Source organism: Endozoicomonas elysicola, from assembly GCF_000710775.1.
Classification (GTDB): Bacteria; Pseudomonadota; Gammaproteobacteria; order Pseudomonadales; family Endozoicomonadaceae; genus Endozoicomonas; species Endozoicomonas elysicola.
This window is the reverse complement of sequence record NZ_JOJP01000001.1, coordinates 3446644-3471896: the sequence shown is the minus strand read 5'-3', so window position 1 is coordinate 3471896 and position 25253 is coordinate 3446644. Positions and strand designations below refer to the sequence as shown.

Annotated in this window: 20 protein-coding genes; 13 read left to right on the top strand and 7 right to left on the bottom strand. The window is 46.7% G+C overall.

Features of this window, described 5'->3' with window-relative positions:
- Entirely contained in the window at positions 1 to 1191 is a 1191-nt protein-coding gene (locus GV64_RS14960; RefSeq protein WP_020584460.1) for an argininosuccinate synthase-related protein, read from the bottom strand.
- A gap of 114 nt (positions 1192 to 1305) precedes the next feature.
- Here GV64_RS14960 and GV64_RS14955 point away from each other — a divergent pair, with 114 nt between their 5' ends.
- The 4 genes from GV64_RS14955 (at position 1306) to aroC (ending at position 5548) form a co-directional block, all read left to right on the top strand.
- Positions 1306 to 2214, top strand: a complete 909-nt coding sequence (locus GV64_RS14955; RefSeq protein WP_026258552.1) for a LysR family transcriptional regulator — start codon at positions 1306 to 1308, stop codon at positions 2212 to 2214.
- Between the two features lie 96 nt (positions 2215 to 2310).
- Positions 2311 to 3027, top strand: coding sequence for an SIMPL domain-containing protein (locus tag GV64_RS14950; RefSeq protein WP_020584462.1), 717 nt, complete (start codon positions 2311 to 2313; stop codon positions 3025 to 3027).
- A gap of 433 nt (positions 3028 to 3460) precedes the next feature.
- The gene (prmB, locus tag GV64_RS14945; RefSeq protein WP_236632957.1) at positions 3461 to 4408 is read left to right on the top strand and encodes a 50S ribosomal protein L3 N(5)-glutamine methyltransferase; all 948 of its coding nucleotides are present in this window, start codon (positions 3461 to 3463) and stop codon (positions 4406 to 4408) included.
- Positions 4409 to 4465: 57 nt separating this feature from the next.
- Complete coding sequence (gene aroC, locus GV64_RS14940; protein WP_020584464.1) at positions 4466 to 5548, top strand: chorismate synthase; 1083 nt, start codon at positions 4466 to 4468, stop codon at positions 5546 to 5548.
- 58 nt (positions 5549 to 5606) lie between these two features.
- Here the strand turns inward: aroC and GV64_RS14935 are convergent, their stop codons facing one another.
- Entirely contained in the window at positions 5607 to 6122 is a 516-nt protein-coding gene (locus tag GV64_RS14935) for a phosphoribosyltransferase (protein WP_020584465.1), read from the bottom strand.
- A 359-nt stretch (positions 6123 to 6481) separates the two neighbouring features.
- Here GV64_RS14935 and GV64_RS14930 point away from each other — a divergent pair, with 359 nt between their 5' ends.
- The 3 genes from GV64_RS14930 to dauA all read left to right on the top strand — a co-directional run bounded on the left by GV64_RS14930 (position 6482) and on the right by dauA (position 9585).
- On the top strand, positions 6482 to 6667 hold the full coding sequence (locus GV64_RS14930; protein ID WP_020584466.1) for a hypothetical protein: 186 nt from the start codon (positions 6482 to 6484) through the stop codon (positions 6665 to 6667).
- A 51-nt stretch (positions 6668 to 6718) separates the two neighbouring features.
- The gene (locus tag GV64_RS23880; RefSeq protein ID WP_020584467.1) at positions 6719 to 7591 is read left to right on the top strand and encodes a LysR family transcriptional regulator; all 873 of its coding nucleotides are present in this window, start codon (positions 6719 to 6721) and stop codon (positions 7589 to 7591) included.
- A gap of 278 nt (positions 7592 to 7869) precedes the next feature.
- Complete coding sequence (gene dauA, locus GV64_RS14920; protein ID WP_026258554.1) at positions 7870 to 9585, top strand: C4-dicarboxylic acid transporter DauA; 1716 nt, start codon at positions 7870 to 7872, stop codon at positions 9583 to 9585.
- Positions 9586 to 9681: 96 nt separating this feature from the next.
- Here dauA and GV64_RS14915 read toward each other — a convergent pair whose 3' ends face one another.
- Positions 9682 to 11853, bottom strand: coding sequence for an AMP-dependent synthetase/ligase (locus GV64_RS14915; RefSeq protein ID WP_020584469.1), 2172 nt, complete (start codon positions 11851 to 11853; stop codon positions 9682 to 9684).
- Between the two features lie 286 nt (positions 11854 to 12139).
- Positions 12140 to 14071, bottom strand: a complete 1932-nt coding sequence (locus tag GV64_RS14910; protein ID WP_020584470.1) for an AMP-dependent synthetase/ligase — start codon at positions 14069 to 14071, stop codon at positions 12140 to 12142.
- 318 nt (positions 14072 to 14389) lie between these two features.
- Here GV64_RS14910 and GV64_RS25310 point away from each other — a divergent pair, with 318 nt between their 5' ends.
- The gene (locus tag GV64_RS25310; RefSeq protein ID WP_157237099.1) at positions 14390 to 14536 is read left to right on the top strand and encodes a hypothetical protein; all 147 of its coding nucleotides are present in this window, start codon (positions 14390 to 14392) and stop codon (positions 14534 to 14536) included.
- Positions 14537 to 15017: 481 nt separating this feature from the next.
- A complete protein-coding gene (locus tag GV64_RS14905) occupies positions 15018 to 17372 on the top strand; it encodes a hypothetical protein (RefSeq protein ID WP_020584472.1) in 2355 nt (784 codons plus the stop codon).
- Between the two features lie 9 nt (positions 17373 to 17381).
- Here GV64_RS14905 and GV64_RS14900 read toward each other — a convergent pair whose 3' ends face one another.
- Together GV64_RS14900 and acuI are read right to left on the bottom strand one after the other, a co-directional pair.
- Positions 17382 to 18824 carry a TrkH family potassium uptake protein gene (locus tag GV64_RS14900; protein ID WP_020584473.1) on the bottom strand — a complete coding sequence of 481 codons (1443 nt, stop codon included), beginning with the start codon at positions 18822 to 18824 and terminating at the stop codon, positions 17382 to 17384.
- Between the two features lie 129 nt (positions 18825 to 18953).
- On the bottom strand, positions 18954 to 19931 hold the full coding sequence (gene acuI / locus GV64_RS14895; protein WP_020584474.1) for an acrylyl-CoA reductase (NADPH): 978 nt from the start codon (positions 19929 to 19931) through the stop codon (positions 18954 to 18956).
- A 415-nt stretch (positions 19932 to 20346) separates the two neighbouring features.
- On the opposite strand from acuI, the gene GV64_RS14890 reads away from it, so the two are divergent.
- A complete protein-coding gene (locus tag GV64_RS14890; RefSeq protein ID WP_020584475.1) occupies positions 20347 to 20724 on the top strand; it encodes a cupin domain-containing protein in 378 nt (125 codons plus the stop codon).
- Between the two features lie 105 nt (positions 20725 to 20829).
- On the opposite strand, the gene GV64_RS14885 is transcribed toward GV64_RS14890, so the two are convergent.
- Positions 20830 to 21720, bottom strand: a complete 891-nt coding sequence (locus GV64_RS14885; RefSeq protein ID WP_020584476.1) for a LysR family transcriptional regulator — start codon at positions 21718 to 21720, stop codon at positions 20830 to 20832.
- A 186-nt stretch (positions 21721 to 21906) separates the two neighbouring features.
- Between GV64_RS14885 and leuC the strand changes: the two genes are divergently transcribed.
- The 3 genes from leuC to leuB all read left to right on the top strand — a co-directional run bounded on the left by leuC (position 21907) and on the right by leuB (position 25205).
- A complete protein-coding gene (gene leuC, locus GV64_RS14880) occupies positions 21907 to 23361 on the top strand; it encodes a 3-isopropylmalate dehydratase large subunit (protein ID WP_020584477.1) in 1455 nt (484 codons plus the stop codon).
- Between the two features lie 16 nt (positions 23362 to 23377).
- Positions 23378 to 24022: a 3-isopropylmalate dehydratase small subunit gene (leuD, locus tag GV64_RS14875; protein ID WP_020584478.1), complete on the top strand. Its 645-nt coding sequence runs from the start codon at positions 23378 to 23380 to the stop codon at positions 24020 to 24022.
- Between the two features lie 100 nt (positions 24023 to 24122).
- Positions 24123 to 25205, top strand: coding sequence for a 3-isopropylmalate dehydrogenase (leuB, locus tag GV64_RS14870; RefSeq protein ID WP_020584479.1), 1083 nt, complete (start codon positions 24123 to 24125; stop codon positions 25203 to 25205).
- Positions 25206 to 25253 lie beyond the last annotated feature (48 nt).

Below are 25253 nucleotides of genomic sequence, written 5' to 3'. Positions count from 1 at the left end.
TCAGGACAGTGTGCGTTGGCTCCTCTCCCGGGCTGCCTGAACTTCCCAGAGGTCTCGATCGGTAAGGTAGAGTGCTTCTCTGGCAACGATAGAGACCGCTGTTGCCATGCCTTTTTCGAGCTTGTAAGTGACGGAACCTGAAACTTTCTCAGTTGATGACTGAATAAATGCCCGTGACGCCTGTTGCAGAGGGCTACCCCAGCGACCCTCGACGGCCTCCATTGTCCATATTTGCTCCTGCTGATTTTTGTAGTTCAGATAACCGGTCGGCAGGGCAGCCATTTCCAGGTGCTTATAGGCTTCCATCAGCATTCTGGCTGCCGGGGCTTCCCGGATTTCCAACACTTTTTCATCCTGATCAAGATGTTCCAGTCCAAGGTATCTGCCAATTTTGTAGGCACCTACCCGGGTGTTAAGAAACTTGATCAATTCAGCTACGGGCATTGGCTGCTCATTAACCGAAACCGGAATCCCTTCACGGAAAGTAATGCGAACCTGGTGGGATGCTTCTGAAATCTGTTTCGATGGGTTTTCCTGTGACCAGAGAAACAGAGACTCTGGAATCATAAAATCTTCTGGATTGTCTAACACTCCAGATTCATATTCTCTGCACCAGAGATTACTGTCACTGCTGACATCCCCCTGACGCTGATCCTGCATACAGGAAATGGACAGTTGTGAGGCCTTTTCCGTGCGGGTAATCGCACTGTATTCGTAGGGGGAGCCATAAAAACCACGGTAACCACTATGCTTTATGGCACCATTAAGACGGCGCAAACTGTTTTGCGACTGGTTTGCTGTATGAACAATAGCTCCACAACCCAGTTTAGCTGCAGTCTTTACAGCTATGCGGGCTATAACCGGGCGTGACAGGGAAGAACTGACCGGGTACATATTCATATACATTGCCTGAGCCTGAGCCTGAATGGCTGGAATGACTGCACTTTCAATAAACTGTTCAGTGGCATTTTCAATAATTAGGTCGGCCCCATAGTGCTCGGTTATCGATTGAAGTCTTGCTCTGTCAATACCGTCACCAAGATCAACAGCCAGTGCCGTCACCTTGATATTCATGGTGCTCAGGACTTTCAAAATATAGGTGCTGTCAAGGCCGCCGCTGAAAAGTGTGAGTGCATGGTCTGTCTGGTCAGCAACAAACGACAAATCCTGAATACTTCTGATTTTTCTCATGCCATTACTCCTGATGTACTTTATTTGCAGTATCCGGTTGCAAATTTTAATGCTTATGCTAACTAATGCTTTCCATGTTTATAATGACCTCTAAAAGAACATGATTTTTGATGTATGGACACAAATAAACTGATATCGCTCATGCCAGATCTGGCTGTTTTTGTCACAGTCGTTGACTGCGGCAGTTTCACTGCTGCTGGAAAGAAGCTTGGAGTCACACCTTCAGCTGTGAGCCGACAAATCTCGAGACTGGAATCAGCCCTCTCAATAAAATTGCTGGAAAGAACGACGCGACAGGTCGGGATCAGTGAATCCGGTAAGGCAACGTATGATTACTGTCGTGTTATGCTGGACTCAGCCAGAGAGGCCGTTCATGCCTCGAGTTACGATGAATCGGATCCTGCAGGTTATCTCCGAATAGCGGTGCCAAAAGCATTTGGAAAACAGGTTCTCGAACCCCTGATTTTTCCTTTCCTGGCCCAGTACCCCAATATTCGCCTCAAACTGAAGATAACGGATTATTATGTGGATCCGATTAAGGATGAAGTGGATGCGATCTTCCGCATTACCGATAGCCCAACAGAGGGGCTGGTTTCACGTTCTCTGGGGCAGGTAGAGCTGCAGCTCTGCGCAAGCCCGGAGTATTTGCATCAATTTGGAACGCCTGAGCATCCCAAAGATCTGGTCAGACATAACTGCCTCTACCTGGGAGAGAAGACTGATGATAACCAGTGGGGGTTTGTTTACGGGGATCAGAAAGTCCGGGTTACTGTGGATGGTCAGTATGCGGTGAATCATACCGAAATGCGGTTAAATGGTATTCTGCAGGGGCTTGGGATTGGGATGTTGCCAAGCTTTACGGCTGAGCCTGCATTGCGGGACGGAAAAATTGTGCAAGTGCTTGCAGACTGGAAAGTGATGGGGAATTATCAGGGCAAGATTAATATTCAGTACCCCAGATCAAGGTATATGCCGGCTCAGCTTCGCTGTTTCATTGATTATCTGGTAAATGAGATGACATAGACGCTAAATCTGATAATTTACCAAGGCAAACTTATATCAAGGCCCCCAAGGACGGGGCTCGTTATTTTTTAAACAAAAACATCAGGTGTAACAACCATGAGTACCGATAGAGTCAGTGCCCTGATACTGGGCATATCTGTTTTTCTGGGGCTTTCCTGTCTGGGGTATCTGATGGCGAATGCTGCCATTGATTACAAGCAGTATGAGCGAAGTGTCACGGTAAAGGGGTTATCTGAGCGGGAGTATCAGGCGGATATTGTCATCTGGCCCATTCAGTACTCAGCTGCAGACAATGATCTGAAGTCTCTCTATGCTTCGATTGATAACAATAACGGCAGGATTAAGGCTTTTTTGGAGAAAAGTGGTATCGCTTCTGATGAAATCAGTCTGATGTCACCTGATATTACGGATAAGTCAGCTAACCAGTATGGCAACAGCAGTCGTCCCGAGTTCCGCTATACGGCACTGCAAACGATTACGGTCTACTCGCAAAATATTGTGGTAGTGCGCTCAGTAATGAGCAGGCTCTCTGAACTGGGCAAGGAAGGGATTGTGTTTACGGGTGGCAATTACGGTTCGCAGCCTGAGTATCTCTTCACTCGGTTGAATGATGTGAAGCCAGAAATGATTGAAGAGGCAACCCGAAAAGCCAGGGAGGTAGCAGAGAAGTTTGCTACTGATTCAGAAAGTAAGCTTGGCAAAATCAAAAGAGCTTCCCAGGGGCAGTTTTCTATTAGCACCCGTGACCGTAACAACCCCCATATCAAGAAAGTCAGGGTTGTTTCTACCGTTGAGTACTATCTGTCTGATTAAATAGGTGTTTTTTATCCTGTAGCTCATGGTTGGAAGGTGAAAATGGTATTAGGGGACGTTCTCAATTAGACATGTGGCCAGCCGCCCATGATTTTCGTCAGGTAAGGCGCGAACTGCGCGGTGTGGCTATTCCTCAAGCAGTGAGTAACGCGGTATGGCGCAAATCATGGACGGCCCTTCGGGTTGATCGCACAAACACTCATGCCGCGTTGAACAACTTGAACATGGAATCACCATGCTCTGCGCCGTTCGCCTTGCCTGAGTGCTTGTGTGATCAACTGGTCTCATGGCTAACTGAGAACGCCCCCTAGTTAACATTTAAACAGTCGTTAACCGCGACCACTTAATATGCTATTTTATGCCACCTATATGAGGCAGTAAGGATTCGATGCATCTTGAACTACAGAGTTCTATCGAGTCCGAAGGAGCAAATGTGACAGGTTCCAATGAGTCCTGCGAAGGACTGGTGTCGATTCGAGACTTTGTACGCTGGGGAGCGACCCGTTTTAACGAAGCGGGTCTGTTCTTTGGCCATGGCAGTGATAATGCCCTGGATGAATCCCTTCATCTGGTCTTCCAGGTATTGCAGTTGCCCTGGGATCTTCCCGACAGCTATCTTGACAGTCGTTTAACGCATCGTGAGCGTGACAAACTTGCCAATCTGATTGAAGAGCGGGCAGCCAGTCGTAAACCTCTGGCCTATCTTGTCAATCAGGCGTGGTTCTGCGATATGCCTTTTTATGTGGATGAACGGGTTCTGGTTCCCCGCTCTCCCATTGCCGAACTCATTCTTCAGCAGTTCCAGCCATGGCTGGGGGATGTGGAGGTCAGTCGTGTACTCGACCTGTGTTCTGGCTCCGGTTGTATTGGTATTGCGACATCTCATGCTTTTCCTGAGTCCCAGGTAGATTTATTGGATATTTCAGAGGATGCCCTGGAAGTTGCCAATATTAATATTGATCGCCATGAACTATGGGGAAGAGTTCAGGCAATAAAATCAGATCTGTTTGAGTTTTTCGATGCTTTGCCCGAACGACCCAGGTATCAACTGATTTTGAGCAATCCACCTTATGTGGATGCTGAAGATATGTCCGATATGCCGGAAGAGTTCACCCATGAGCCAGAGCTTGGATTGGCTGCCGGTGATGATGGGCTTGATTTTGCCCGCTCCATTCTGGCTCAGGCCGGCGACTTCCTGGATGAGCAGGGATTGCTGGTATTGGAAGTAGGTAACAGTCAATGGGCATTGCAGGATGAGTATCCGGAAGTACCTTTTGTCTGGCCGGACTTTGAAAAAGGTGGCCATGGCGTTCTGGTTCTGTCCGCTGAGGATTGTAGAAAGTATCAGTCGTTGTTTAAGAACCGGTTAAAAGCCCTTTAAGGGGGCTTTAACCCTTTTTTTAGAATTTTCTGAAAATAAGAATGAGATCGCTTAAGTATGGCAGGAAATAGTATAGGACAGCTGTTCAGGGTCACTACCTTTGGTGAGTCCCATGGTCTGGCTCTGGGCTGTATTGTCGATGGTTGCCCGCCCGGGATACCGTTGGCTGAAGCTGATCTTCAGGGTGATCTGGATCGGCGAAAACCCGGTACTTCCAAGTTTACTACCCAGCGTCGTGAACCGGATCAGGTAAAAATTCTCTCGGGTGTTTTTGAAGGTGTAACTACCGGAGCCCCCATTGGTCTGTTGATCGAAAACCAGGATCAGCGTTCCAAAGATTATTCCAATATTAAAGACCTGTTCAGGCCCGGGCATGCTGATTACACCTATACCCATAAGTACGGTGTTCGAGATTACCGGGGTGGTGGGCGATCTTCAGCCAGAGAAACGGCCATGCGGGTTGCTGCAGGGGCTATTGCCCGTAAGTTTCTGCAATCTCAGGGCATTGAAATTATTGGCTGGTTATCCCAGATAGGTGACATCAGTATTGAGCAGTTTGACCAGAAGGAAATCAGAAATAATCCGTTCTTCTCACCGGATGCTGGCAAGGTGCCAGAAATGGAAGCGCTGATTACCCGTCTTCGTTCAGAAGGTAACTCTGTTGGTGCCAGAGTCTCCGTGATGGCAACCGGTGTGCCACCAGGACTGGGAGAGCCGGTTTTTGATCGTCTTGATGCGGATCTGGCTCACTCATTAATGAGTATTAATGCCGTGAAGGGGGTTGAAATTGGTGATGGTTTTGCCAGTGTCAGCCAGAATGGAACGGATCATCGTGATGAAATGACGCCAGATGGCTTTCTTTCAAATCATAGTGGTGGGACGTTAGGTGGTATCAGTTCAGGTCAGGATGTTATTGCTCATATTGCCCTGAAACCAACCTCAAGCATTACCACTCCAGGCAAGTCCATTAACATGCAAGGCGAGCCGGTTGAAGTGGTCACGAAAGGGCGTCATGATCCTTGCGTCGGGATTCGGGCGGTTCCCATTGCCGAAGCGATGATGGCGATTACTCTGATGGATCATTTTATGAGGCATCGGGCACAGAATGCAGATGTCGTCAGTCCTGCTCCCGTCATTTAATACAGTTAAAAGAAAGGCTTCCATAAGGAAGCCTTTTTTATTTTCTGCTCATAAGTGTTTACTTGCCAAACATATCGATATTATCAGCATCCCATGCGTAGTTGATCCAGTAATCTTCGATCTCTTCACCTACAAAGAAGTGCTTAAGCTGTTCTGGTAACTGACCCTTTTTCTCTTTCTTTTTGTTGTGTACTACAAAAGCAGAAAACTCGGCACCGGGATGGCTTTCGAACAAGTGCTGAAGCGTAAACTCCAACGTTGTTCTTTCATCGTCTACTTCATCAATAACCAGTACTTTTTTACCAGTCAGGTCAATATCTGTTTCCAGCCATTGCAGTTTGATAGGCTGGCTGGAAGGTGCCGTTCCAGTCTCATCACTGTAACGGGAAAGGGAGACGATCAAAATTGGACGGTTGATGTAGGTGCGCATGATGCGTGCAGGTATCAGGCCTCCACCACCAATGGCCAGCAGGAAATCGGGCTCAAAACCGGTTTCTGCAATGGTTTTTGCTGTATTGCGAATGGTGTTATGAATGTCGTTATAGGTGAAATTGTATTGCTGAATGTTTGGCATATAAGGTCGGCGTCAGGCCATATGAAAATAAATCTGCAGATTTTATGTAAGTGGTTAGCGTTGTGCAATATTTTCCAGCCAGAGCTTGTATGTAAGAGCCAAATAAAGAAGAACGGTTTGGGTAGGTATTCTTCAACTTTTCTGCACTGTCATAATTTCATAACAGATTCTGATGTGACTTAAGCAACAGAACGGTAGCAGAATAGGGCTGTATTCAGGTGAGTCAATTAAGAGAGCCTTAGTGTTCAAATAATTGAAGATATCATCTCTAGCAATATCGGATATTGCAGTTCGATACAGCTATTTTCGTAGCAATGTCATGTGTAGAAATAAGTACAGTTCAGAATGGAGTGGTAGTGATGGCAGACAGTTTACTTTCTCTGGATCAGGTAGGTCGATTGATTAAGCGGCAGTTGACGGGAGCAGTTGAAGTTAAACAAATTGTCACGGCACTGCCAAAGCCGATGAAAATACCATTCACCAATACTTCATACTGGTTCAAATCTGATATTGAAAAATGGATTGGTATTCGAAAAAGCTCATAGGCATAGTGTCAGTCACGGATAATTTAACTGAGTGTAATTACGGAAAATTCGATGAAACTTCAAGCAGTACAGGCGTTTCTACAAACTCATGAGTCGGGCTCTATTTCTGAGGCAGCCAAAAAAATGGGCAAGCCTCGGGTAATGGTCAGTAACTGGATTGGCAGTCTTGAGGATGAGTGGGGTGTAACATTGTTTGATCGAACAGGTCATAAGCCTGTCCTAACCCATGAGGGGGATAAGTTGCTTATGATTTGTCGGTCGTTGCTGACAACAACAGAGATGTTGGAACGTAAAGTAGCCAGTTTACATTTACCTGATGAAGAAAGTCTGGCATTTGGGGTAGATCACGGTGTTGAGAAAGGCTTTATATGGGATGTGTTACAGGAAATAGAACGGCAGCACCCTGCTGTTAACATCACCATGAAGGAAGGATTTGATGATGAGTTGCTCAGCGGGGTCGAATCAGGAGAGCTTGATTTTGTATACACAGGTTTTAATCAACTGGATGTAACCCGGTTCACATGTCAGCAAATCGGGCATTACGATTTTGTTGCTGTTTGCCACCGGGAGCATCCGCTGTCCAATCATGACGAGTTGGAAATAACCGACATGAACAGCCACCGGCAAATATCTGCTCGTCTTCATCCATCTACTGACGCTTCAAAAATACGTTTATCAGATAGCTTCTGGCAGGTGTCTGATTACCAGTCTGCCCTGGCTCTGGTCAAGCGCGGGATTGGTTGGACAGTTTGTCCAAAATCTGAAGCGATTGAAGGAATACGTTCAGGGGAACTAGTCATTCTTAACCATCCTCAGGCTGTGTATCGCTGGCCTGTCGGTTTGCTTTGGCGTATTGACCATCAACCTGGTCCTGTTATGCAGGACTTGATCCATAGTATTTCGGAAAATTATGTTGATCAGTAATTGAGGCTAATTTGGTCGAGTTGAAAATCAATGGTTTTCATACGCATAGAATGCATTTGAGATTGGGGCTAACATAAGTACTTAACCAAATGAAATCATATTTTCTGACTTATTGGACAGCCACTCTGCGGCGTTACAACTCCGGTCACATAGCTATGGCTATGCTCCCTATCTTGCGCCTTGCATTGTAACTATCCATTCAGCCAGAAATATTTGATTCCATATGGCCAACTACTTACCACACCTTTTTCCTCATCTTCTGATGATAGGCCATTATCGTGCCACACCGAGTTCATCTATTATCATTGAAATTATGCCACGCCCTGGATCAAGCCTGTAAAGCAGAACAGTACACTGGCAAACGTTTTGGCAGTGATCTGCTGGCGGGGCTAACCGTCGGGATTATTGCGATTCCATTATCCATGGCATTGGCGATTGCCAGTGGTGTTCCGCCACAGTACGGCCTTTATACGGCGATTATCAGCGGTTTTATTATTGCTCTATTGGGTGGCTCCCGGTACAGCATTTCAGGCCCAACGGCCGCCTTTGTGGTATTGCTCTTTCCTATTGCTGAAAAATTTGGTCTTGCTGGACTTTTACTGGCAACGGTAATGTCTGGAATCATTCTGGTATTGATGGCGTTAATGCGACTGGGGCGGCTTATTCAATATATTCCTGAGTCTATTACGCTGGGTTTTACCGCTGGTATTGGTGTTGTGATTGCCACGCTCCAGATAAAAGATTTTTTTGGCATGACGGTTACTGCCATGCCAGAACATTATTGGGATAAAGTTGCGGTTCTGGTGGGTGGCGCATCAACGAGCCACTGGCCAAGCTTTACGATCGCAGCTGTCACGCTGGCTGTTATGCTGTTGTGGCCAAGACTTCGGCTACCTGTGCCGGCTCATTTACCGGCGGTTATCATCGGAAGTGTGCTGGCTCTGTTTATGAGCAGTTACGGTATCGATGTTGAGACCATTGGCAGCCGCTTTCATTACCTGTTGCCTGACGGCTCTTCAGGTATGGGGATTCCCCCGGTTCTTCCAGAGTTTGCATGGCCCTGGCAGCAGGCAGGTGCTGATGGTCAGCCATTAGGCATTAGCTGGTCATTAGTTCAGGCGCTGTTACCCTCCGCTTTTGCGATTGCCATGCTGGGAGCCATAGAGTCTCTTCTGTGTGCTGTTGTGCTGGATGGTATGACTGGAACACGACACAGTGCTAACAGTGAGTTGTTGGGGCAGGGGGTTGGGAATATTGTTACTCCTTTCTTTGGTGGGATACCTGCGACGGCAGCCATTGCCCGTTCCGCGGCTAATGTTAAAGCCGGAGCCCAAAGCCCTGTTGCCGGTATGATTCATGCGTTAGTTGTCCTGCTGGCACTGGTGGCATTAACGGGCATTCTTTCTTACATCCCTATGTCGGCTATGGCTGCTTTACTGCTGATGGTTGCCTGGAACATGAGTGAGGCACCTAAAGCCCTTCATCTTCTGAAAACTGCACCACGCAGTGATGTTCTGGTATTTCTGGTCTGCTTTTTCCTGACAGTGGTCTTCGATATGGTGATTGCCATCAGTGTTGGGGTCGTTCTGGCTGCACTACTGTTTATGAAAGAAGTGGCGGAAATGATTCAGGTCAGAGATATCAAGGATGATCAGCGCTATGTAAACAAAGTGCTTGATGAAGATGTTGCGGTATTGCGAATTGAAGGTCCTCTGTTTTTTGCTGCCGCTGATCATGTGTTTGGTGAGATCAGTCGTTTAAGTCAGAATAAAAGTACGATTGTTTTGCAAATGGAGAATGTCTATTTGCTGGATGCTGGAGGCCTCTCTGCACTCACTCGATTGATTGAGCAATTCCGCAAGCATCATACCCGGCTCCTGATCAGTGATTTGCAGTTCCAGCCATTGAGAACCCTGGCTCGGGCAGGCGTTAAGCCTGTTGATGGGGTTGTGAAGTTCTTTGGTTCATTAAATGATGCCCTTCAGGAAGTATGAAGGCATGGCATAAACGCTAAACGCTGTCTCATGGCATGAGAATGAAACGGGTATCTGGTATAGCCTGCCGTTTCATTCTCACCTGAAGGGGATAATTCAGACTTTTGCCTCCTGTTTATACATATCTGCAATTTCTTGTTTATAGTTTTCTGCAATAACGTTTCGGCGCAGCTTCAGTGTTGGGGTAAGTTCCTTCTGCTCAATGGAAAATTCTGCAGGCAGCAGGGTAAATTTTTTAACCTGCTGATAACTGGCCAGATCTGACCCGGATTGTACAGTGTCCAGCTGCTTTTTAAGCAGTGCTTGAATCTTGCTGTGCTGAACCAGCTCTCTACGATCTTGGTAGCTCAGGTTGTGGGCTCTGGCATACTCCTCAATAGCCTCAAACGTTGGAACAATCAGTGCGGTAACGAAACTTCGATCATCGGCAATAACGGCAACCTGTTCTATATATTGATTTTTGCCCAGCATGCCTTCAATTGGCCCTGGTGCAATATACTTTCCGGTTGATGTCTTCATCAGCTCCTTGATACGTCCGGTCATGCGCAGTGCACCACTCTTTTCGATTAAACCCGCATCTCCGGTATGTAGCCAGCCATCATTGGTGAAGGCTTTGGCTGTTTCTTCCGGCTTTTTATAATAGCCACGCATGACAGTGTCACCCTTGACCTGAATTTCACCTGCCCCGGGAGTTTCAGTCTCAACGGTGTCATCGATACGGATCTGAATCCCCGGTAATGAAGTTCCACAGGTGTCGAATTCAAACTTTTTGTCGGGAAAGCAGGTGACTGTCGCACAGGTTTCGGTCATGCCATAACCAGCCTTTATATTGATGCCAATGGCATGGAAAAAACGGTTAATATCTGGATCCAGACGGGCTCCTCCACAGGGCATAAAGCGAATTTGCCCTCCCAGCTTGTCACGTATCTTGCTGAACACTGCCTTGTCTGCAACGCGGTTTACCAGTTTACGGAAAGCGGTTGGGTTCGAACCTTCACGGAGTGTCTCCATATTGGCTGCACCAGCCTGCATGGCCTTATTAAATATCATTCGTTTAACCGGGGATGCAGTCGTTACTTTTTTATGAATGCCATCGTAAGCTTTTTCCAGAAGCCTGGGCACAGTACACATAACGGTTGGCTTGACGGCTTTCAGAGCATCACTGACCTGTTTCGGATCATTCAGATAGACGTTGGTTGCTCCCATTCTGAGTACATAGGAGCTCCACCCGCGCTCAAAAATATGACTGAGGGGCAGAAAGCAGAGAGAAACGTCCTCGGGACTAAGATTGATGATCTGATCATGAGCCCGAAAACTGGCTGCCATATTCGCATAGTCCAGCTTAACCCCTTTGGGGTCCCCCGTGGTACCCGAGGTATAGATCAGGGTGTAGAGATCATCTTTTGAGCGGGTTGAGCGTCTCTCATCAAGCACTGCCTGTTCAGCATCAGAACCCTGTTGGATAAATTCGTCAAAATAGATGGCCAGAGGGCAGTCCTTAAGGTCCACAGAAGGGTCAAAGACTACGATGGTCTTTAATCCAGGGAGACTGGAAAGTGATTTAACAGTGTTGTCATATTGTGTTTGCTCCCCGACAAAGAGCAGTGGAGTTTCGGTTTCATTCAGAATGTATTCGGCCTGCTGGGCAGCGTCGGTGGGGTATAAGGGGACAGATACGAGTCTTGCCTGTTGACATGCCAGATCCGCAACTGGCCACTGGGGCATGTTTGGGGACCAGATCCCAATCTTCGTCTGTGCCGGCAGATCATGCCTGAGCAATGCAAGGGAGGTCTGGTCTATCTTCTGTTTGAATTGCTGCCAGTTGATTTCCTGCCATTGAGCTTGATCCGGACGTAGATTGGCACTCGGGGTAGCGGAGCGAATCGCGGTTTGCTGCGGGATGCTCCGGGCACGTTCATCCAGTCGGTCAAGCAATTCAAAAAAAACAGTTGATTCAGGCGTTGCTGATGAAACTGGAGTTGATAGAGGTGATGTGTTTACGGCAGGGCTCTCTTCTTTCAAGGGACCCGTCATAAATGGACTGGGGCTGTCTACGGGAGAGCTTTTCAGTGTTGATAATGGTTTTTGTTCGTTGTGGCTGTGGGGCTGGGGGGAATCCTGAGGGATCATGGCTGGGTCAGGTGTTGCATGCTTAACCCTGCCATCCCCTGACTGACTGGGTTCCAATCGATCAGGGTTGGGGCTGAAACTGCTTCCAGGTGTATTGGGCCCTGGGGGGCTGGGATATCCGACTATTTCTGGTTGCATTGGAAAGTATCCTCACTAAGGGAGTATCAGTTTGGCTTTCTGTGCATACCCATTGCATTCTTGCACTTGCTGATATTGACTTGGAGGTTTGTAAAAGGTTCAGGTCTTATTCGCTATGAAAATGCTGGGTATATGAACAAGAGGTAACGGACATGGCACTCAGTGGTGGGAGACGGTTTGAATTTTCACAGATAGAGACGAATGACTCTTAATGATCAGGCAGTTTTCTGGTCATTAAGAGTCAGTACGGGAACGCTGAAACAATGAGCTATCACTTGGGCGAGTGTCAGGCCTTTGCCTTGGTGACGTACATGGCCTCAATCTCTTTCCGGAACCGCTTCATGATAATTTTGCGACGCAGTTTCAGTGTGGGTGTGATCTCACCCAGTTCAATGGAGAACTCTTTGGGTAGCAGCGTGAATTTCTTGACCTGTTCAAATTTGGCCAGACCTTCCTGAATTTTGTTGACCCGTTCCTGAATCAGTTCCTGAATGCTGCTGTGTTGAATCAGTTCCTTGTGATTCTGGTATTTCAGGTTTAGGGCTTTTGCGTGTTCCTCAAGGGCCTCGAAAGCAGGCACAATCAATGCTGTTACATAGTTTCTGGCATCGGCAACAATGGCAATCTGCTCAATAAAGCGATCTTTGGTTATCGTGCCTTCAATATACTGTGGGGCGATGTATTTGCCGTTTGACGTTTTCATCAATTCCTTGATGCGTTCGGTCATTCTCAGAGCGCCGTTTTCATCAACCAGACCTGCATCACCGGTATGCAGCCAGCCATCTGCGGTAAAGGTTTTGGCGGTTTCTTCAGGCTTCTTGTAATAGCCGCGCATTACTGTGTCGCCTTTAACCTGAATTTCGCCTTCATCACCAATACGAACCTGAATGCCCGGAAGTGGCATACCACAGGAGCCAAATTCAAATTCGGTATCGCGGAAACAGGTGACAGTTGCTACGGTCTCGGTCATACCGTAACCCACTTTCACATCCACCCCAATAGCATGGAAAAAGCGGTTGATATCATCATCCAGACGAGCACCACCACAGGGCATAAAGCGAATGCGGCCACCCAGTCCCTCTCGAATTTTGCTAAAGACCATTTTGTCTGCAATATTGTTGAGTTTTTGGAGGTAAATTGGAGCTTCAGTACCTTGACGACGATGCTCCATATGCGCCATGCCAATTTTAACGGCGGTGTTAAAGATCATGCGTCGGGCAAATGGAGCGGAGGAGACTTTGCCATGGATGGTGGTGTAGACCTTTTCAAAAAATCTGGGTACTGCACAGAGTACCGTTGGTTTTACAGTTTTAAGTGCTTCACTGACTTGATGGGGGTCTTTGAGATAAACATTGGTGGCCCCACGGGCCAGCGCATAAAAACTCCAGGCGCGCTCAAAAATATGGCTGAGTGGCAGGAAGCAGAGCGATGTATCCAGACTGTCCAGATGGATGATCTGGTCATGACCTCGGAAGCTGGCCGCCATATTGGCGAAGTCCAGCATAACGCCTTTGGGCTCGCCAGTAGTACCGGAGGTATAGATCAGTGTAAATAGGTCTTCCATGCAGCGGGCAGCCAGTCTTTCTTCAAGAATGGCCTGTTCTACACCATGCTGGATAAAGTCATCAAAGTAGATTGCCTGCGGGCAGGTTGCAATATCAACTGATCGGTCAAAGATAACGATGGTCTTTAACGTGGATGACTGAGCCAGTAGCTCAAGCGCACCCTGGTATTGTGCCTGTTCACCCACGAACAGCAGAGAGGCTTCTGTTTCATCCAGAATGTATTTGACCTGTTCAGTTGTGCTGGTTGGGTACAATGGCACGGTAACCAGTCGTGCCTGAAGGCAGGCCAGGTCGGCTACTGTCCATTGAGGTATGTTCTGGGACCATATACCTACTTTCGCCTGTACACGCAGGTTTTGTTTCAGCAGTGCGCGGGAAGCCTGGTCAATCTTTTCACTGAGCTGATGCCAGCTGACTTCCTGCCACTCGTTTTGATGAGCATCTTGATCAGAGCTTTGAGTGGCGAAGCGCATGGCGATATGTTCCGGGCTGCGCTGGGCACGATCACGGATCTGGCTGATCAGGTGCATGTTCAAGGGGGAGTTCATCGGCACAGAAAGTATTCTCAACAGCTGGATGAAAATGTAGACAACAAAATGATGGAAGCCTGATGTTACAGGATGGCTTGGAATACCAAAATTGATCCAGATCATTTTTGGTTAAATCCAGAGCGGGAAAATGTAACGGTTAGTAACGATTATTACTGGATGTAAACAGACTCTGTCATTTTTGTGAAACAGCTGTAGATTATACCATCACTGAGTCTGCAGAATCTGTTTTATATCGTATGAAAGAGTGAGCCTGGTACTCAGTGCACAGTCCTCCTCTGCTATGTTTTAACTTTATTTTCTGTCGAGAGGCAAATTTGTGATGATGCCTGTATCAAGCTTGTTTACCCGTTTATTTGCCAGCACATTGTGTTCAGTGATGCTTATGACTGCATCCGTGTGAATTGTACTCAGCATCACAGGATGCACTTACTTATACTGAAGACTTCTGGCCGAATAACATTGATGGAACGGACTGCTTCCCAGAATATCCATCAGCTAATGGCGGATAAGCCAATGGCAAGAGTAGTTGATCAGCAAACATCGGTTGTTGTCCGAAATGTCGACTAGAAAAGGCAAGGTAATACTGTATAAGGTTCAGATAAGTGAAGAGCTAATGACCGAACCCTTTTCTGATAGGACAACTGAATTCAGAAACCTTTGTGGTGAATCTTGCCAGTGGTGATACAGTACTGAACCTTACAAAACCAGCTGAAGAGTACTCAGATCGTCCTAAAGTCTGGATTCTTAATGAATATAGTCACTACTCATTAGACAGTAAGGTTGCTGGCGGTGAATGTGCATATATTCTGAGTGTTAGTACTTAAATAGAAAATAACTCTGACTAAATGAAATATAGTGATTTGAACATGATTCGTATGAAGCCTACACATCAATATTAGCTTTTTAGAATGATCGATTCTCCATATTCTTTTTAAATGTAATTAAGAATAGGTGTTGAAAAGGTTGTGATTGTTTTAATAGGTTGCTTTTTTTCTTAGGAAAGGATTATTGATAATAATAGTTCTATTTATGGGTAAAGGTTTTTTTTATGATCCAAAACAGTGTTGTTTTTCTTGGGAGTACTGCTTCTTCTTATGAGTTCGATGGTGTGAATTCGTTAGATTTAACCTTTGTTGAAGATGCTGATACGGTATTGAAGAAAACTGACCATGGTGATCAAGTGATTTCAATTCATGTCGCTGATCGATCTATGGAGTCTATTGCGCCAACTCGATACTTAGCTCCGGCTGTTCCTTTTTGTGTTTCCTTTTTTAAAACAGGAACCGAATCTTATCATAAGTTTATAGATGCCCTGAAGGTATTTGAAGAAGGGCCTGATTATAATCAGGTCAAGCTGAATCCTGCATCAAAAAGAAAGGGGAGACTGGCTGAATTGCAGAGGTTAAAAGAGCAGGCTGAAAGCAAAGGGCGGATTAAGTGTGGAGAGCTGGAGTGTCTCTATAAAAAAATACTGGATGAATTTAAAGGTGGCGATGAAGGTAATGTTCAAAAATATGTAAATCAATTCTTAAGTATATTGTCCGATTTTTATAATGAAGAGTATTTTTATAAATTTATCTTGTTCCTTTTTTTTAAAATCCTTGAAGATCTTAAATCATGTAATGATATTACTTCTGTTCAGCATGTTGCTAGTAGCTATGAGTGTGCGGAAGTTTTCGAAATCATTTTTAATACAGTTATACAAAGTCGGGCTTTTAAGCGTGATTTTGTTTCACGACAATTGCTAGATGCACTAGGTATGTACTATATGCGCTATGTCGTCGGCTGTTGTACGACTCAAGGAAATAGTGGCTGTTTCCCGGGTTTCTATCCAGAATTACCGGTAAAAGTATATTTAAAAATTTTCTCTTTATGTGGTAGAAATGCTGAGTCATATAGAGTTGATTACCATGGTTCTATGTGTGGCGATCGATTTACGGATGATTTGGCTTTATTGGATTATCAGTTCGGATTGCTAACAAGGCGGGGAGTAAAATTATCAGAAGTCATTGATAAAGTAAAAGCTGGGTGCCAAAAGCTTAGATCAGGCCAGATGAGCTTTGAAGAGACTGTGGTGCTTTTTGAGGTTTTGCATACAGCGACTATAAAAATGCTTGAAGCTGATTGTAGTGATTTTCGATTGTTGGAATGCTATAGCTATTTTGAATCAGGTTCTGATTTTAAATCAGAGCTGGATAGTTCAGCCAAAATTCATAAAAGATACTTTCAGGCCAGGGTTGAGGAAAATAAAGGGAATTTTTCAGAAGCTGAGAAAATTTATCGAGAATTGATATGTAGTCCAAGTCAGGTTCCTGTTTTTGATCGGTGGATACGTTGCTTAAAAGAAATGGATGAGATGGAACTTGTGATTTGTGCATGTAATGATGCGGCAGAGTATTATCGTGAGAAAGGCCTTTCTAGAAAAGAAGAGTATTATGCTCATAAAGCGGCTGTTTTATCGCTGGATCTAAAAAGTCTGGATGGGAAGCAGTTCGGATCTTCTAATTTAAAAGAGTCAGATCCCTTGGAGAGGGATGCTTTGAGAAAGGCTGAAAGAAAAAAAGCAAAGAAGAAGTCACGCTCTTCAATGCAAGCGAAGCTACCATCTGACGGAGCTAAGGTATGCTCAACTGTGCATGATTCTATGTGCGAAGTGAGTCGTAAGGTTACACAGCCTTCAATTGATTCAGAGAACCCCCCTGAAAGAAGACATACTCAACACAATGATCAGGACGCCGCCATACAAAAGAACAGCTGTAAGCCAAAGCAGCGACCTATTAGGGCTGATGCTGAAAGGGCATCTAAGTCAGACGCTTGTAACTATCGTGCAGAAATGGATGAGTCTACCATCAAGGTAAAGAGTTCTTCGTACTATTGCAAAAAATTAAATGAACTATTTGAGGATTTTTATTTTGTACCACACAGGTGCCGAGATGATATAGATAAGCTGTCTCAGGAGGCATTTGAGGCTTTTTCACAGGATATATGGGTTCTTCACTCTGCAGGCTGGGGGTTCCACCTTATTGGCAATGAAAAAAAATCAGCTCAGCTGTTGCTTAAAGGTTTACATGAATGTCTTTGCAACTTGCCAGAGATCCAACGCGGTTTGCCCAGTACAATTAGTGGTAATATCGAAGAGTGGTTGGGCAAAGTAAAAACGTATCCTGCTATCAAGCCCTGTTCTAGAGTGGGATTAAATGTAGCAGCTTACTTAAGTTCATTGGCTTATGTGTATCCTAAACACAAGGATATTAGCGATAGAATGCGGTCTCTGGCTAATTGGTTGAACCTAAACCGAACCACCAGAAAGAATGCCATGGCCGAGTTAGCAAATGATGCAAAACTAAAGGTGATATCTTCCGAGCAAGCCTGTCAAGTGAGAAGAGGCATCTTAAGAGTATAGAGCGATAAGTTACCCTTTCCAGAACGCAGGGGTAAAAAGCACAAGAACAGTAATTACCTCCAGTCGGCCCAGCAGCATTCCTGCACTTAATACCCATTTTGCAGCATCGGGAAGAGAGCTGAAGTTGCCTGCAGGGCCGATGATTGTGCCTAAACCCGGGCCAACATTGGCAACGGCTGTTGTGGCTCCGGTAATACTGGTGATCGGGTCAAGATCACACAGGGCCAGTAAGAGGCTCATTATGGCAATCAGCAAAATAAAGAAAAAACTGAAGCCAATCAATGAGCGGAGGATTTCGCTGCTGATCTGTTGACCATTGTAAGTTTGCACAAAACAAGCCCTTGGATGTACCAGTTGCTTCAACTGGATATTCAGCAGTTTACCGCCAATCTGAAACCGGAAGATCTTAATGCCTCCTGCGGTTGAACCTGAGCAACCCCCAACAAATAGCAGAAAGAAAAATGTCAGGTTGGAAAAGCCTCCCCACAGCGTGTAGTCACCATAGGCAAAGCCAGTGGTTGTAACGGTGGATGTGGTATTAAAAGAGACCAGAGTGAGGGATTGAAGAAAAGTATATTCTGAGTGAACACAGAGCCAAATACTCAGAACAACCCAGACGATTAATAAGAATCCAATGAAAGCCTGCACTTGTGTATCTCTATGAAAGCAGTTTACTTCGCCACGCATGCTGCGAACAAAGAGTACGAACGGCAGGCTGGCAAGAATCATAAAGAGAGTACTTGTCCAGATGATGAAAGGGTTTTTAAAGAGGCCCATGGAAGCATCAGAGGTGGAGTAACCTCCGGTGGATACAGTGGTCATCGAGTGGTTTATCGCTTCAAATCCCGTCATTCCCCCAAGAAAGTACAAGTATGCACAGGCGGCCGTCATGATCAGATAGACTGTCACGATACGCTTGGCAATGCTGCCCGAGCGGGGCATGGCTTTTTCGGACCAGTCGGACGACTCACTCTGAAACAGCCTCATACCACCCACTTTTAAAAATGGCAGTACTGCAACGGCCATGACAATAAAACCAATGCCCCCAAACCATTGAAGCAGTGAGCGCCAGATCAATACACTGGGATCCATATGATCCAAACCTGTCAGGATGGTTGAGCCTGTGGTGGTAATACCCGACATGGTTTCAAAAAAAGCATCGGTATAACTGATTGGCAGTTTGAACCAGAGTGGCAGGGCCGCAAAGGTGCTGACTGCTATCCAGCATAAGGTAGTTAATACAAAAACCTGCCGGGGCTTCATATTAAAGTGTTCAGGCTTGAAGTTGATGGTCAGTGCGCCCCCGGTGACCAGAGTAACGGCGGCGGCGGCCACAAATTCCCAGATATCAGAATCCCCGGTCAACAGGTCATAGATGACAGGTATCAGCATAAACTTGGCCATAGCTGTCAGAAACAGACCAATTACATAGAGTACCGGACGGTGGTTCATTATTTTTCAAGGACATGTATGTGAGAAAAACGCCTTGAACAAAGACTCAAGGCGCTGAGGGAAACATCAGGTGGCATTGGGTAATGACATCTGATAAGTCATGGGGAAGTTTAGAAGCTGCGGGTGGTATTACAACTTGATCAGCGTTCTGCCAGTAACCTGACCAACTGTAATGGCCTCTGCCAGTTCTGGTACGGCCTTCAACTCGACTTCTGTGGCGGCTTCTGTATAGAAAGACTCCGGCAGAAGTTCGGTCACTCGATTCCAGGCCTGTGTGCGTCGTTCAAATGGGCACATGACCGAATCAACACCCAGCAATTTTACGCCTCGCAGAATGAAAGGCATTACGGTAGTCGGCAGATCAAAGCCGCCAGCCAGACCACAGGCTGCAACAGCGCCTTCATAGTCGACCTGGGCCAGTACTTTGGCCAGAATTTTGCTGCCAACGGTATCTATACAGCCAGCCCAGAGCTGTTTTTCCAAGGGGCGAGCAGGTTCCAGCAACTCTGCCCGGTCAATCACGCGGTCAGCACCGATGGACTTTAACCAATCACTGTTCTGTGGGCGGCCAGAGGCGGCAACTACCTGATAACCCAGCTGATCCAGCAGTGTTACGGCAACACTACCGACACCACCGCTGGCACCTGTCACCAGAATTTCACCTTTTTCTGGCGTAATACCGGCGTCTTCAAGAGCCATGACGCAGAGCATGGCGGTCAGGCCTGCAGTACCGATAATCATCGCCTTACGACTATCCAGTCCTGCGGGCATGGATACCAGGTAGTCGGCAGGTACACTGGCTTTTTCTGCCATGCCGCCCCAGTGGTTTTCACCAACGCCCCAGCCGGTCAGAATGACAGAATCTCCAGTTTGATAACGGTCATCCCTGGATGACAGTACCTTACCGGCATAATCAATACCCGGTACCATCGGAAATTGGCGAATAATTTTGCCCTTGCCAGTAATGGCCAGGCCATCCTTATAGTTCAGTGATGAATATTCAACACCGACAACCACATCTCCGGCAGGCAGGCTGGTGTCATCCAGCTGTTCTACGGAGGCTACCGTTTTTGTGTCCTGTTGATTAAGTACCAGAGCCTTGAACATAAACGACAATCTCATAGTAAAGGAAAGAGCGTGAACTATACTCCTGCACAGAATAGGTGGCGAGGCTTGTTTTTAGTTTGTATAGATTTTGGTAAATGGTTGTGATTGCAGTATTTTTTGTCAAAAGCAATGCACGCTTAAATGTCTATTCTTTGGTTCATTCAACGATGGAAATCACCTTGCTACAGACTTGAATCTGTGGTGCCGTAGTGATTAAGCTGAGCAGTTTAGTTGAGGTTGCGGCTATATATTCCAACTGACGACTTGTGAAAAAACTTATATAAGCTATGGTTTTGTGGTGTTTGCTGCCTGAACTTGCGGTTGTTTTGTCTTGCGGCTTTATATAGCTGACGAGTCAGAAAATCATCTTTTTGTGGCGGCGGGGTGTGTGATCGATTAAAAATAAGAACCAGCTATGAATCTCTATTTTTATCCGTTCTTTTTGTTGGTGACTGTTTTTCAGGGATCTGCTTTGGCCTGTGAACAGCCTCTCAAATCAAGAATTCAGTCTGAACGATTTTCCCAAATCAATAATGATCGTGTACGTACCTGGCGTACCATTATTGCGCCTGACCAGCCGCTGAAACTCCACCGCCATGATTACCCCCGAGTTGTTACCGTTCTGCGGGGAGGGACACTAAAGTCTGTTTTAGAGTCTGGTGAGGTGATAGCCATTCGCCACTGGACAGTGGGAGAGTCCTACTGGCTGGATGCTGATCCTCCTGGTCAATTGCATGCCTGTGTAAATGATGGCCCTGGAGTTATTGAAGTGGTAGTGACTGAGCTGAAATAATGCAAGCATTCTTCCTGCAGTGCCGCGCCTCGTCATACCCCTTCATCCGCTGAGCTTGCAACAAAACGTCAACAGGCCCTAATAAACTAATGCTTAAACTTTCTTTTAAGCATCATCTTTATGTTGCTGAAGCAACTCAACAAAAGCACTGGCTGCATTAGATAATGTTCTCTTCGAGTGAAGAATATACCCAAGCTCCCGGCTGGGTGGAGTAACAGTACCCTTCAGTTTGACATTAAGAATGCCAAGGTCATTATCCTGCATGGTGAGGGGCAGGATGCACCAGGCCAGGCCAATGGCTGCCAGCATGCGAAGGGTTTCCAGATAATTTGTGGACATGGCCGTCTGTAGTTTCAACCCTTCCTGATCAAACAGGTGCTGTACTACCTGGTAAGTAAAGGTATTTCTGCCAGGTAATACAGCCTGATACTGGCTCAGCTGTTCTGTTGAAACATTTTTCAGCTTTGTCAGAGGGTGATCTTTTGCTGCCATAAAACCCAAAGGGTCATGCCAGAGCTTCTCTGAGTGAATAGCTGGTTGGTTTTCTGGTGATAAGGTAATGATACCCAACTCAATTTCACCCCGGCTCAGCATTTCATAAGAGGCTTCTGAGTCGACGAACCGAATATCCAGCTTCACCTCCGGGAAGGCTCGGGTAAAGTTTTTTAAAATACCGGGTAGTCGTCGTAAACCAATGTGATGACTGGTAGCGATGGATAATGGACCTTTAACCTCTCCACTAAGATTGATGATTTCCAGTTTGGTGTCATGAACCAGCTCCATCATTCTTCGAGCACGGGGAAGTAAGACTTTACCGGCTTCGTTGAGTGTCACCTGACGGCCAATCCGGTCAAACACTGAGCAGCCCAACTGCTCTTCCAGTGCTGCAATGCGTTTACTGACTGCAGGTTGTGTTAGGAATAATTTTTCGCCGGCCTCGGAAAAGGACCCGGTATCGACAATGGCCAGAAAGGCCGTGAGGTTGGTGGTATCCATAATACGCTTTTTCAGCTGACTGATTCCTGAAAGTTATCAATAGCATAAAAAAGATGAATTTGAGTAATTTTTTGTGAGCGACTAGGATATGCAGTGTTAAGGATAAGCTGAAAGCAACTTAGTGAAATTGCTTATAAATCAAACAAAAAACAGTCTATTTACTGTTTGATCAGAGAGGATTGCTCGATGGCTGGCCAGGCTTCTAAAGGCAAAACGCTTTATGACAAGTTATGGGATGCCCATCTTGTTCGTCAGCGTGATGATGGCTCTGCGTTGATCTATATCGATCGACACCTGCTCCATGAAGTAACATCACCCCAAGCTTTTGAAGGTTTGAAGATAGCTGGCCGTAAGCCCTGGCGACTGGATGCCAACCTGGCAACGCCTGATCATAACGTACCCACCACATCCAATGAGCGGCAACACGGAATTGAGGGTATTGAAGACCCGGTTTCAAAAATCCAGGTAAAGACGCTGGATGAAAACTGTAATTATTTCAGTATTACCCAGTTTAATATGCAGGATCAGCGGCAGGGTATTGTCCATGTGGTTGGCCCGGAGCAGGGTGCGACTTTACCAGGTATGACCGTAGTCTGTGGTGATTCTCATACGTCAACCCATGGCGCTTTTGGTGCCCTGGCCCATGGTATCGGCACCTCAGAAGTCGAGCATGTATTGGCGACCCAGTGTCTGGTTGCCAAAAAAATGAAAAATATGCTGGTGCGTGTCGATGGTGCACTGGGTGTTGGGGTTACGCCTAAAGACGTTATTCTTGCCATTATCGGTCGAATTGGCACTGCAGGGGGCACCGGTTTCGCTATTGAGTTTGGCGGTGATGTGATCCGCAATATGACCATGGAAGGCCGGATGACGCTGTGTAATATGGCCATCGAGGCGGGGGCCAGGGCAGGTATGGTCGCGGTTGATCAGAACACGATTGACTATGTTCATGGCAGACCATTCGCCCCCCAGGGGGATCAATGGGAGGAGGCCGTTAAGGTCTGGGAAACTCTTCACTCTGATGATAATGCTGAGTTCGATCAAGTCGTGGTTCTTAACGGTGAGAATATCAAGCCGCAGGTAAGCTGGGGCACTTCACCGGAAATGGTATTGCCGGTCGATGCCAATGTTCCCTCTCCAGAAGATGCTCCAGATGAAACCCGTAAAGAGGGCTATGCCCGGGCATTGGAATACATGGGGCTGACCGCAGGTCAGAAAGTAACGGATATCCCGGTGGATCGTGTCTTTATTGGTTCCTGCACCAATTCACGCATTGAAGATCTGCGTGAAGCCGCAGCTGTTGTGAAGGGGCGACGTGTTGCCGGCTCCGTGAAAGAAGCATTGGTGGTGCCTGGTTCCGGTCTGGTAAAAGCCCAGGCTGAAGCCGAGGGGCTGGATCAGATTTTTGTGGCTGCTGGCCTTCAGTGGCGTGAGCCGGGATGCTCTATGTGTCTTGCGATGAATGCGGACAAGCTGGGTCAGGGTGAGCACTGTGCATCCACCTCCAATCGTAATTTTGAGGGGCGTCAGGGCTTTGGCGGACGGACCCATTTGGTGAGCCCGGCGATGGCAGCGGCAGCAGCCATTGCGGGTCATTTTGTGGATGTTCGTACTTTTGATGTTCAAGAGTCAGTAGCGTAAGGGAGGCAGGATTATCATGCAGGCTTTCACTGTACATAAAGGATTAGTGGCTCCTCTGGATCGTGCCAATGTTGATACGGACATGATCATTCCCAAACAGTTTCTGAAGTCCATTAAGCGCACAGGCTTTGGCGTTAACCTGTTTGATGAGCTTCGTTATCAGGATGAAGGTTACCCGGGACAGGATTGTTCGAAGCGTCCGCTTAATCCGGGGTTTGTGTTGAATCAGCCACGTTATCAGGGCGTTTCTATCCTTTTGGGGCGGCAGAATTTTGGCTGCGGTTCCAGCCGGGAACATGCCCCCTGGGCTTTGGATGACTTTGGCTTTCGGTGTGTTATTGCGCCGAGTTTTGCAGACATTTTCTATAACAATTGTTTTAAAAATGCCATTCTCCCCATCAAGCTTTCTGAAGAGCAGGTGGATCAGTTGTTCAAAGAAGTTGACGCCAGTGAGGGGTATCAGCTGACGATTGATCTTGAGCGAGAGGTGGTGTTCAAGCCTAGTGGTGAAGAATTGCCATTCTCCATTGATGCATTTCGCCGCCACTGTCTCCTGAATGGTTTGGATGAGATTGGCCTGACGCTGCAGGATGCTGACCAGATTCGTGATTTCGAACAGCGTTACAAGGCAGGTAATCCCTGGTTGTTTGCCAGCGAGTAATTTGTTTGAACCGCAGAGCTCATAAAGCAAAGCTTGATAAAAAGCTATGTGCGTTCCGTGGTTTTTGTGGTTCAAAAGTGGCTATTAATAAGGAATAACAATGAGTAAGCAGATTTTATGTCTTCCTGGCGATGGCATTGGTCCGGAAATTATGACCGAAGCCTTGAAGGTACTGGAAGCCGCTAAACAGCGCTTTGGACTCGATATTGAAGTCAGCCATGGTCTGGTTGGTGGTGCAGCCATTGATAAAGACGGTGTGCCTCTTAGTGATGAAACCCTGGCTGTGGCAAAACGTTCAGATGCCATTCTGTTTGGAGCCGTGGGTGGCCCTAAATGGGACAGCCAGCCCATGGCTAACCGCCCTGAAAAAGGGCTGTTGAAACTCCGCTCGGAGCTGGATCTTTTTGCCAATCTGCGTCCTGCCATTCTCTTTCCACAGCTGGCTGAAGCTTCCAGCCTGAAACCAGAGTTGGTGGCTGGCCTGGATATCCTTATCGTACGCGAGCTGACCGGTGGGATCTATTTTGGTGAGCCCCGTGGTGTACGAACGTTGGAAAATGGTGAGCGTGAAGGATTCAACACTTACGTATATAGGGAGTCTGAAGTTAGGCGTATTGCCAAGGTTGCCTTTGAGGCTGCTCAGAAGCGTGGTGGGCGTCTGTGCTCAGTTGATAAATCCAATGTCTTGGAAGTTACAGCCCTATGGCGTGATGTGGTGATTGAAGAGTCCGGCAGTTACAGCGATGTTGAGCTGAGCCACATGTATGTTGATAATGCGGCCATGCAGCTGGTTCGTGCGCCAAAGCAGTTTGATGTAATGGTCACCGGTAATATGTTTGGTGATATCCTCAGCGACTGCGCAGCTATGCTGACGGGTTCCATTGGTATGTTGCCTTCTGCATCCCTGAATGAAAAGAACCAGGGAATGTATGAGCCGGTACATGGTTCGGCACCCGATATTGCCGGGGAAAACAAAGCAAATCCTCTGGCTCAGATACTGTCATTGGCCATGCTGCTTCGCTATTCCCTTGGAGAAGGTGACACTGCTGATGCGATTGAAAAAGCGGTCAGTGACGTGCTTGATAAAGGCTACCGGACTGGCGATATCGCTTCTGAAGGTTGCCAGTTGATGGGAACCGTAGAAATGGGTGATGCGGTTGTTGGTTGTTTGCTGAATTCATAACTTTTATTGCGTGACAGCCATTTCTGCTGCCTGCTCGCAGTGGAGATG

Bases quoted from the DNA above. Each gene is read 5' to 3' on its own strand.
- GV64_RS25310 (WP_157237099.1), top strand. From the start codon at position 14,390: ATGCACTTACTTATACTGAAGACTTCTGGCCGAATAACATTGATGGAA.
- GV64_RS14905 (WP_020584472.1), top strand. From the start codon at position 15,018: ATGATCCAAAACAGTGTTGTTTTTCTTGGGAGTACTGCTTCTTCTTAT.
- GV64_RS23880 (WP_020584467.1), top strand. From the start codon at position 6,719: ATGAAACTTCAAGCAGTACAGGCGTTTCTACAAACTCATGAGTCGGGC.
- GV64_RS14950 (WP_020584462.1), top strand. From the start codon at position 2,311: ATGAGTACCGATAGAGTCAGTGCCCTGATACTGGGCATATCTGTTTTT.
- GV64_RS14910 (WP_020584470.1), bottom strand. From the start codon at position 14,071: ATGATCTGGATCAATTTTGGTATTCCAAGCCATCCTGTAACATCAGGC.
- GV64_RS14960 (WP_020584460.1), bottom strand. From the start codon at position 1,191: ATGAGAAAAATCAGAAGTATTCAGGATTTGTCGTTTGTTGCTGACCAG.
- GV64_RS14900 (WP_020584473.1), bottom strand. From the start codon at position 18,824: ATGAACCACCGTCCGGTACTCTATGTAATTGGTCTGTTTCTGACAGCT.
- GV64_RS14955 (WP_026258552.1), top strand. From the start codon at position 1,306: ATGGACACAAATAAACTGATATCGCTCATGCCAGATCTGGCTGTTTTT.
- GV64_RS14935 (WP_020584465.1), bottom strand. From the start codon at position 6,122: ATGCCAAACATTCAGCAATACAATTTCACCTATAACGACATTCATAAC.
- aroC (WP_020584464.1), top strand. From the start codon at position 4,466: ATGGCAGGAAATAGTATAGGACAGCTGTTCAGGGTCACTACCTTTGGT.
- GV64_RS14890 (WP_020584475.1), top strand. From the start codon at position 20,347: ATGAATCTCTATTTTTATCCGTTCTTTTTGTTGGTGACTGTTTTTCAG.
- GV64_RS14915 (WP_020584469.1), bottom strand. From the start codon at position 11,853: ATGCAACCAGAAATAGTCGGATATCCCAGCCCCCCAGGGCCCAATACA.
- leuC (WP_020584477.1), top strand. From the start codon at position 21,907: ATGGCTGGCCAGGCTTCTAAAGGCAAAACGCTTTATGACAAGTTATGG.
- leuD (WP_020584478.1), top strand. From the start codon at position 23,378: ATGCAGGCTTTCACTGTACATAAAGGATTAGTGGCTCCTCTGGATCGT.
- GV64_RS14885 (WP_020584476.1), bottom strand. From the start codon at position 21,720: ATGGATACCACCAACCTCACGGCCTTTCTGGCCATTGTCGATACCGGG.
- acuI (WP_020584474.1), bottom strand. From the start codon at position 19,931: ATGTTCAAGGCTCTGGTACTTAATCAACAGGACACAAAAACGGTAGCC.
- leuB (WP_020584479.1), top strand. From the start codon at position 24,123: ATGAGTAAGCAGATTTTATGTCTTCCTGGCGATGGCATTGGTCCGGAA.
- GV64_RS14930 (WP_020584466.1), top strand. From the start codon at position 6,482: ATGGCAGACAGTTTACTTTCTCTGGATCAGGTAGGTCGATTGATTAAG.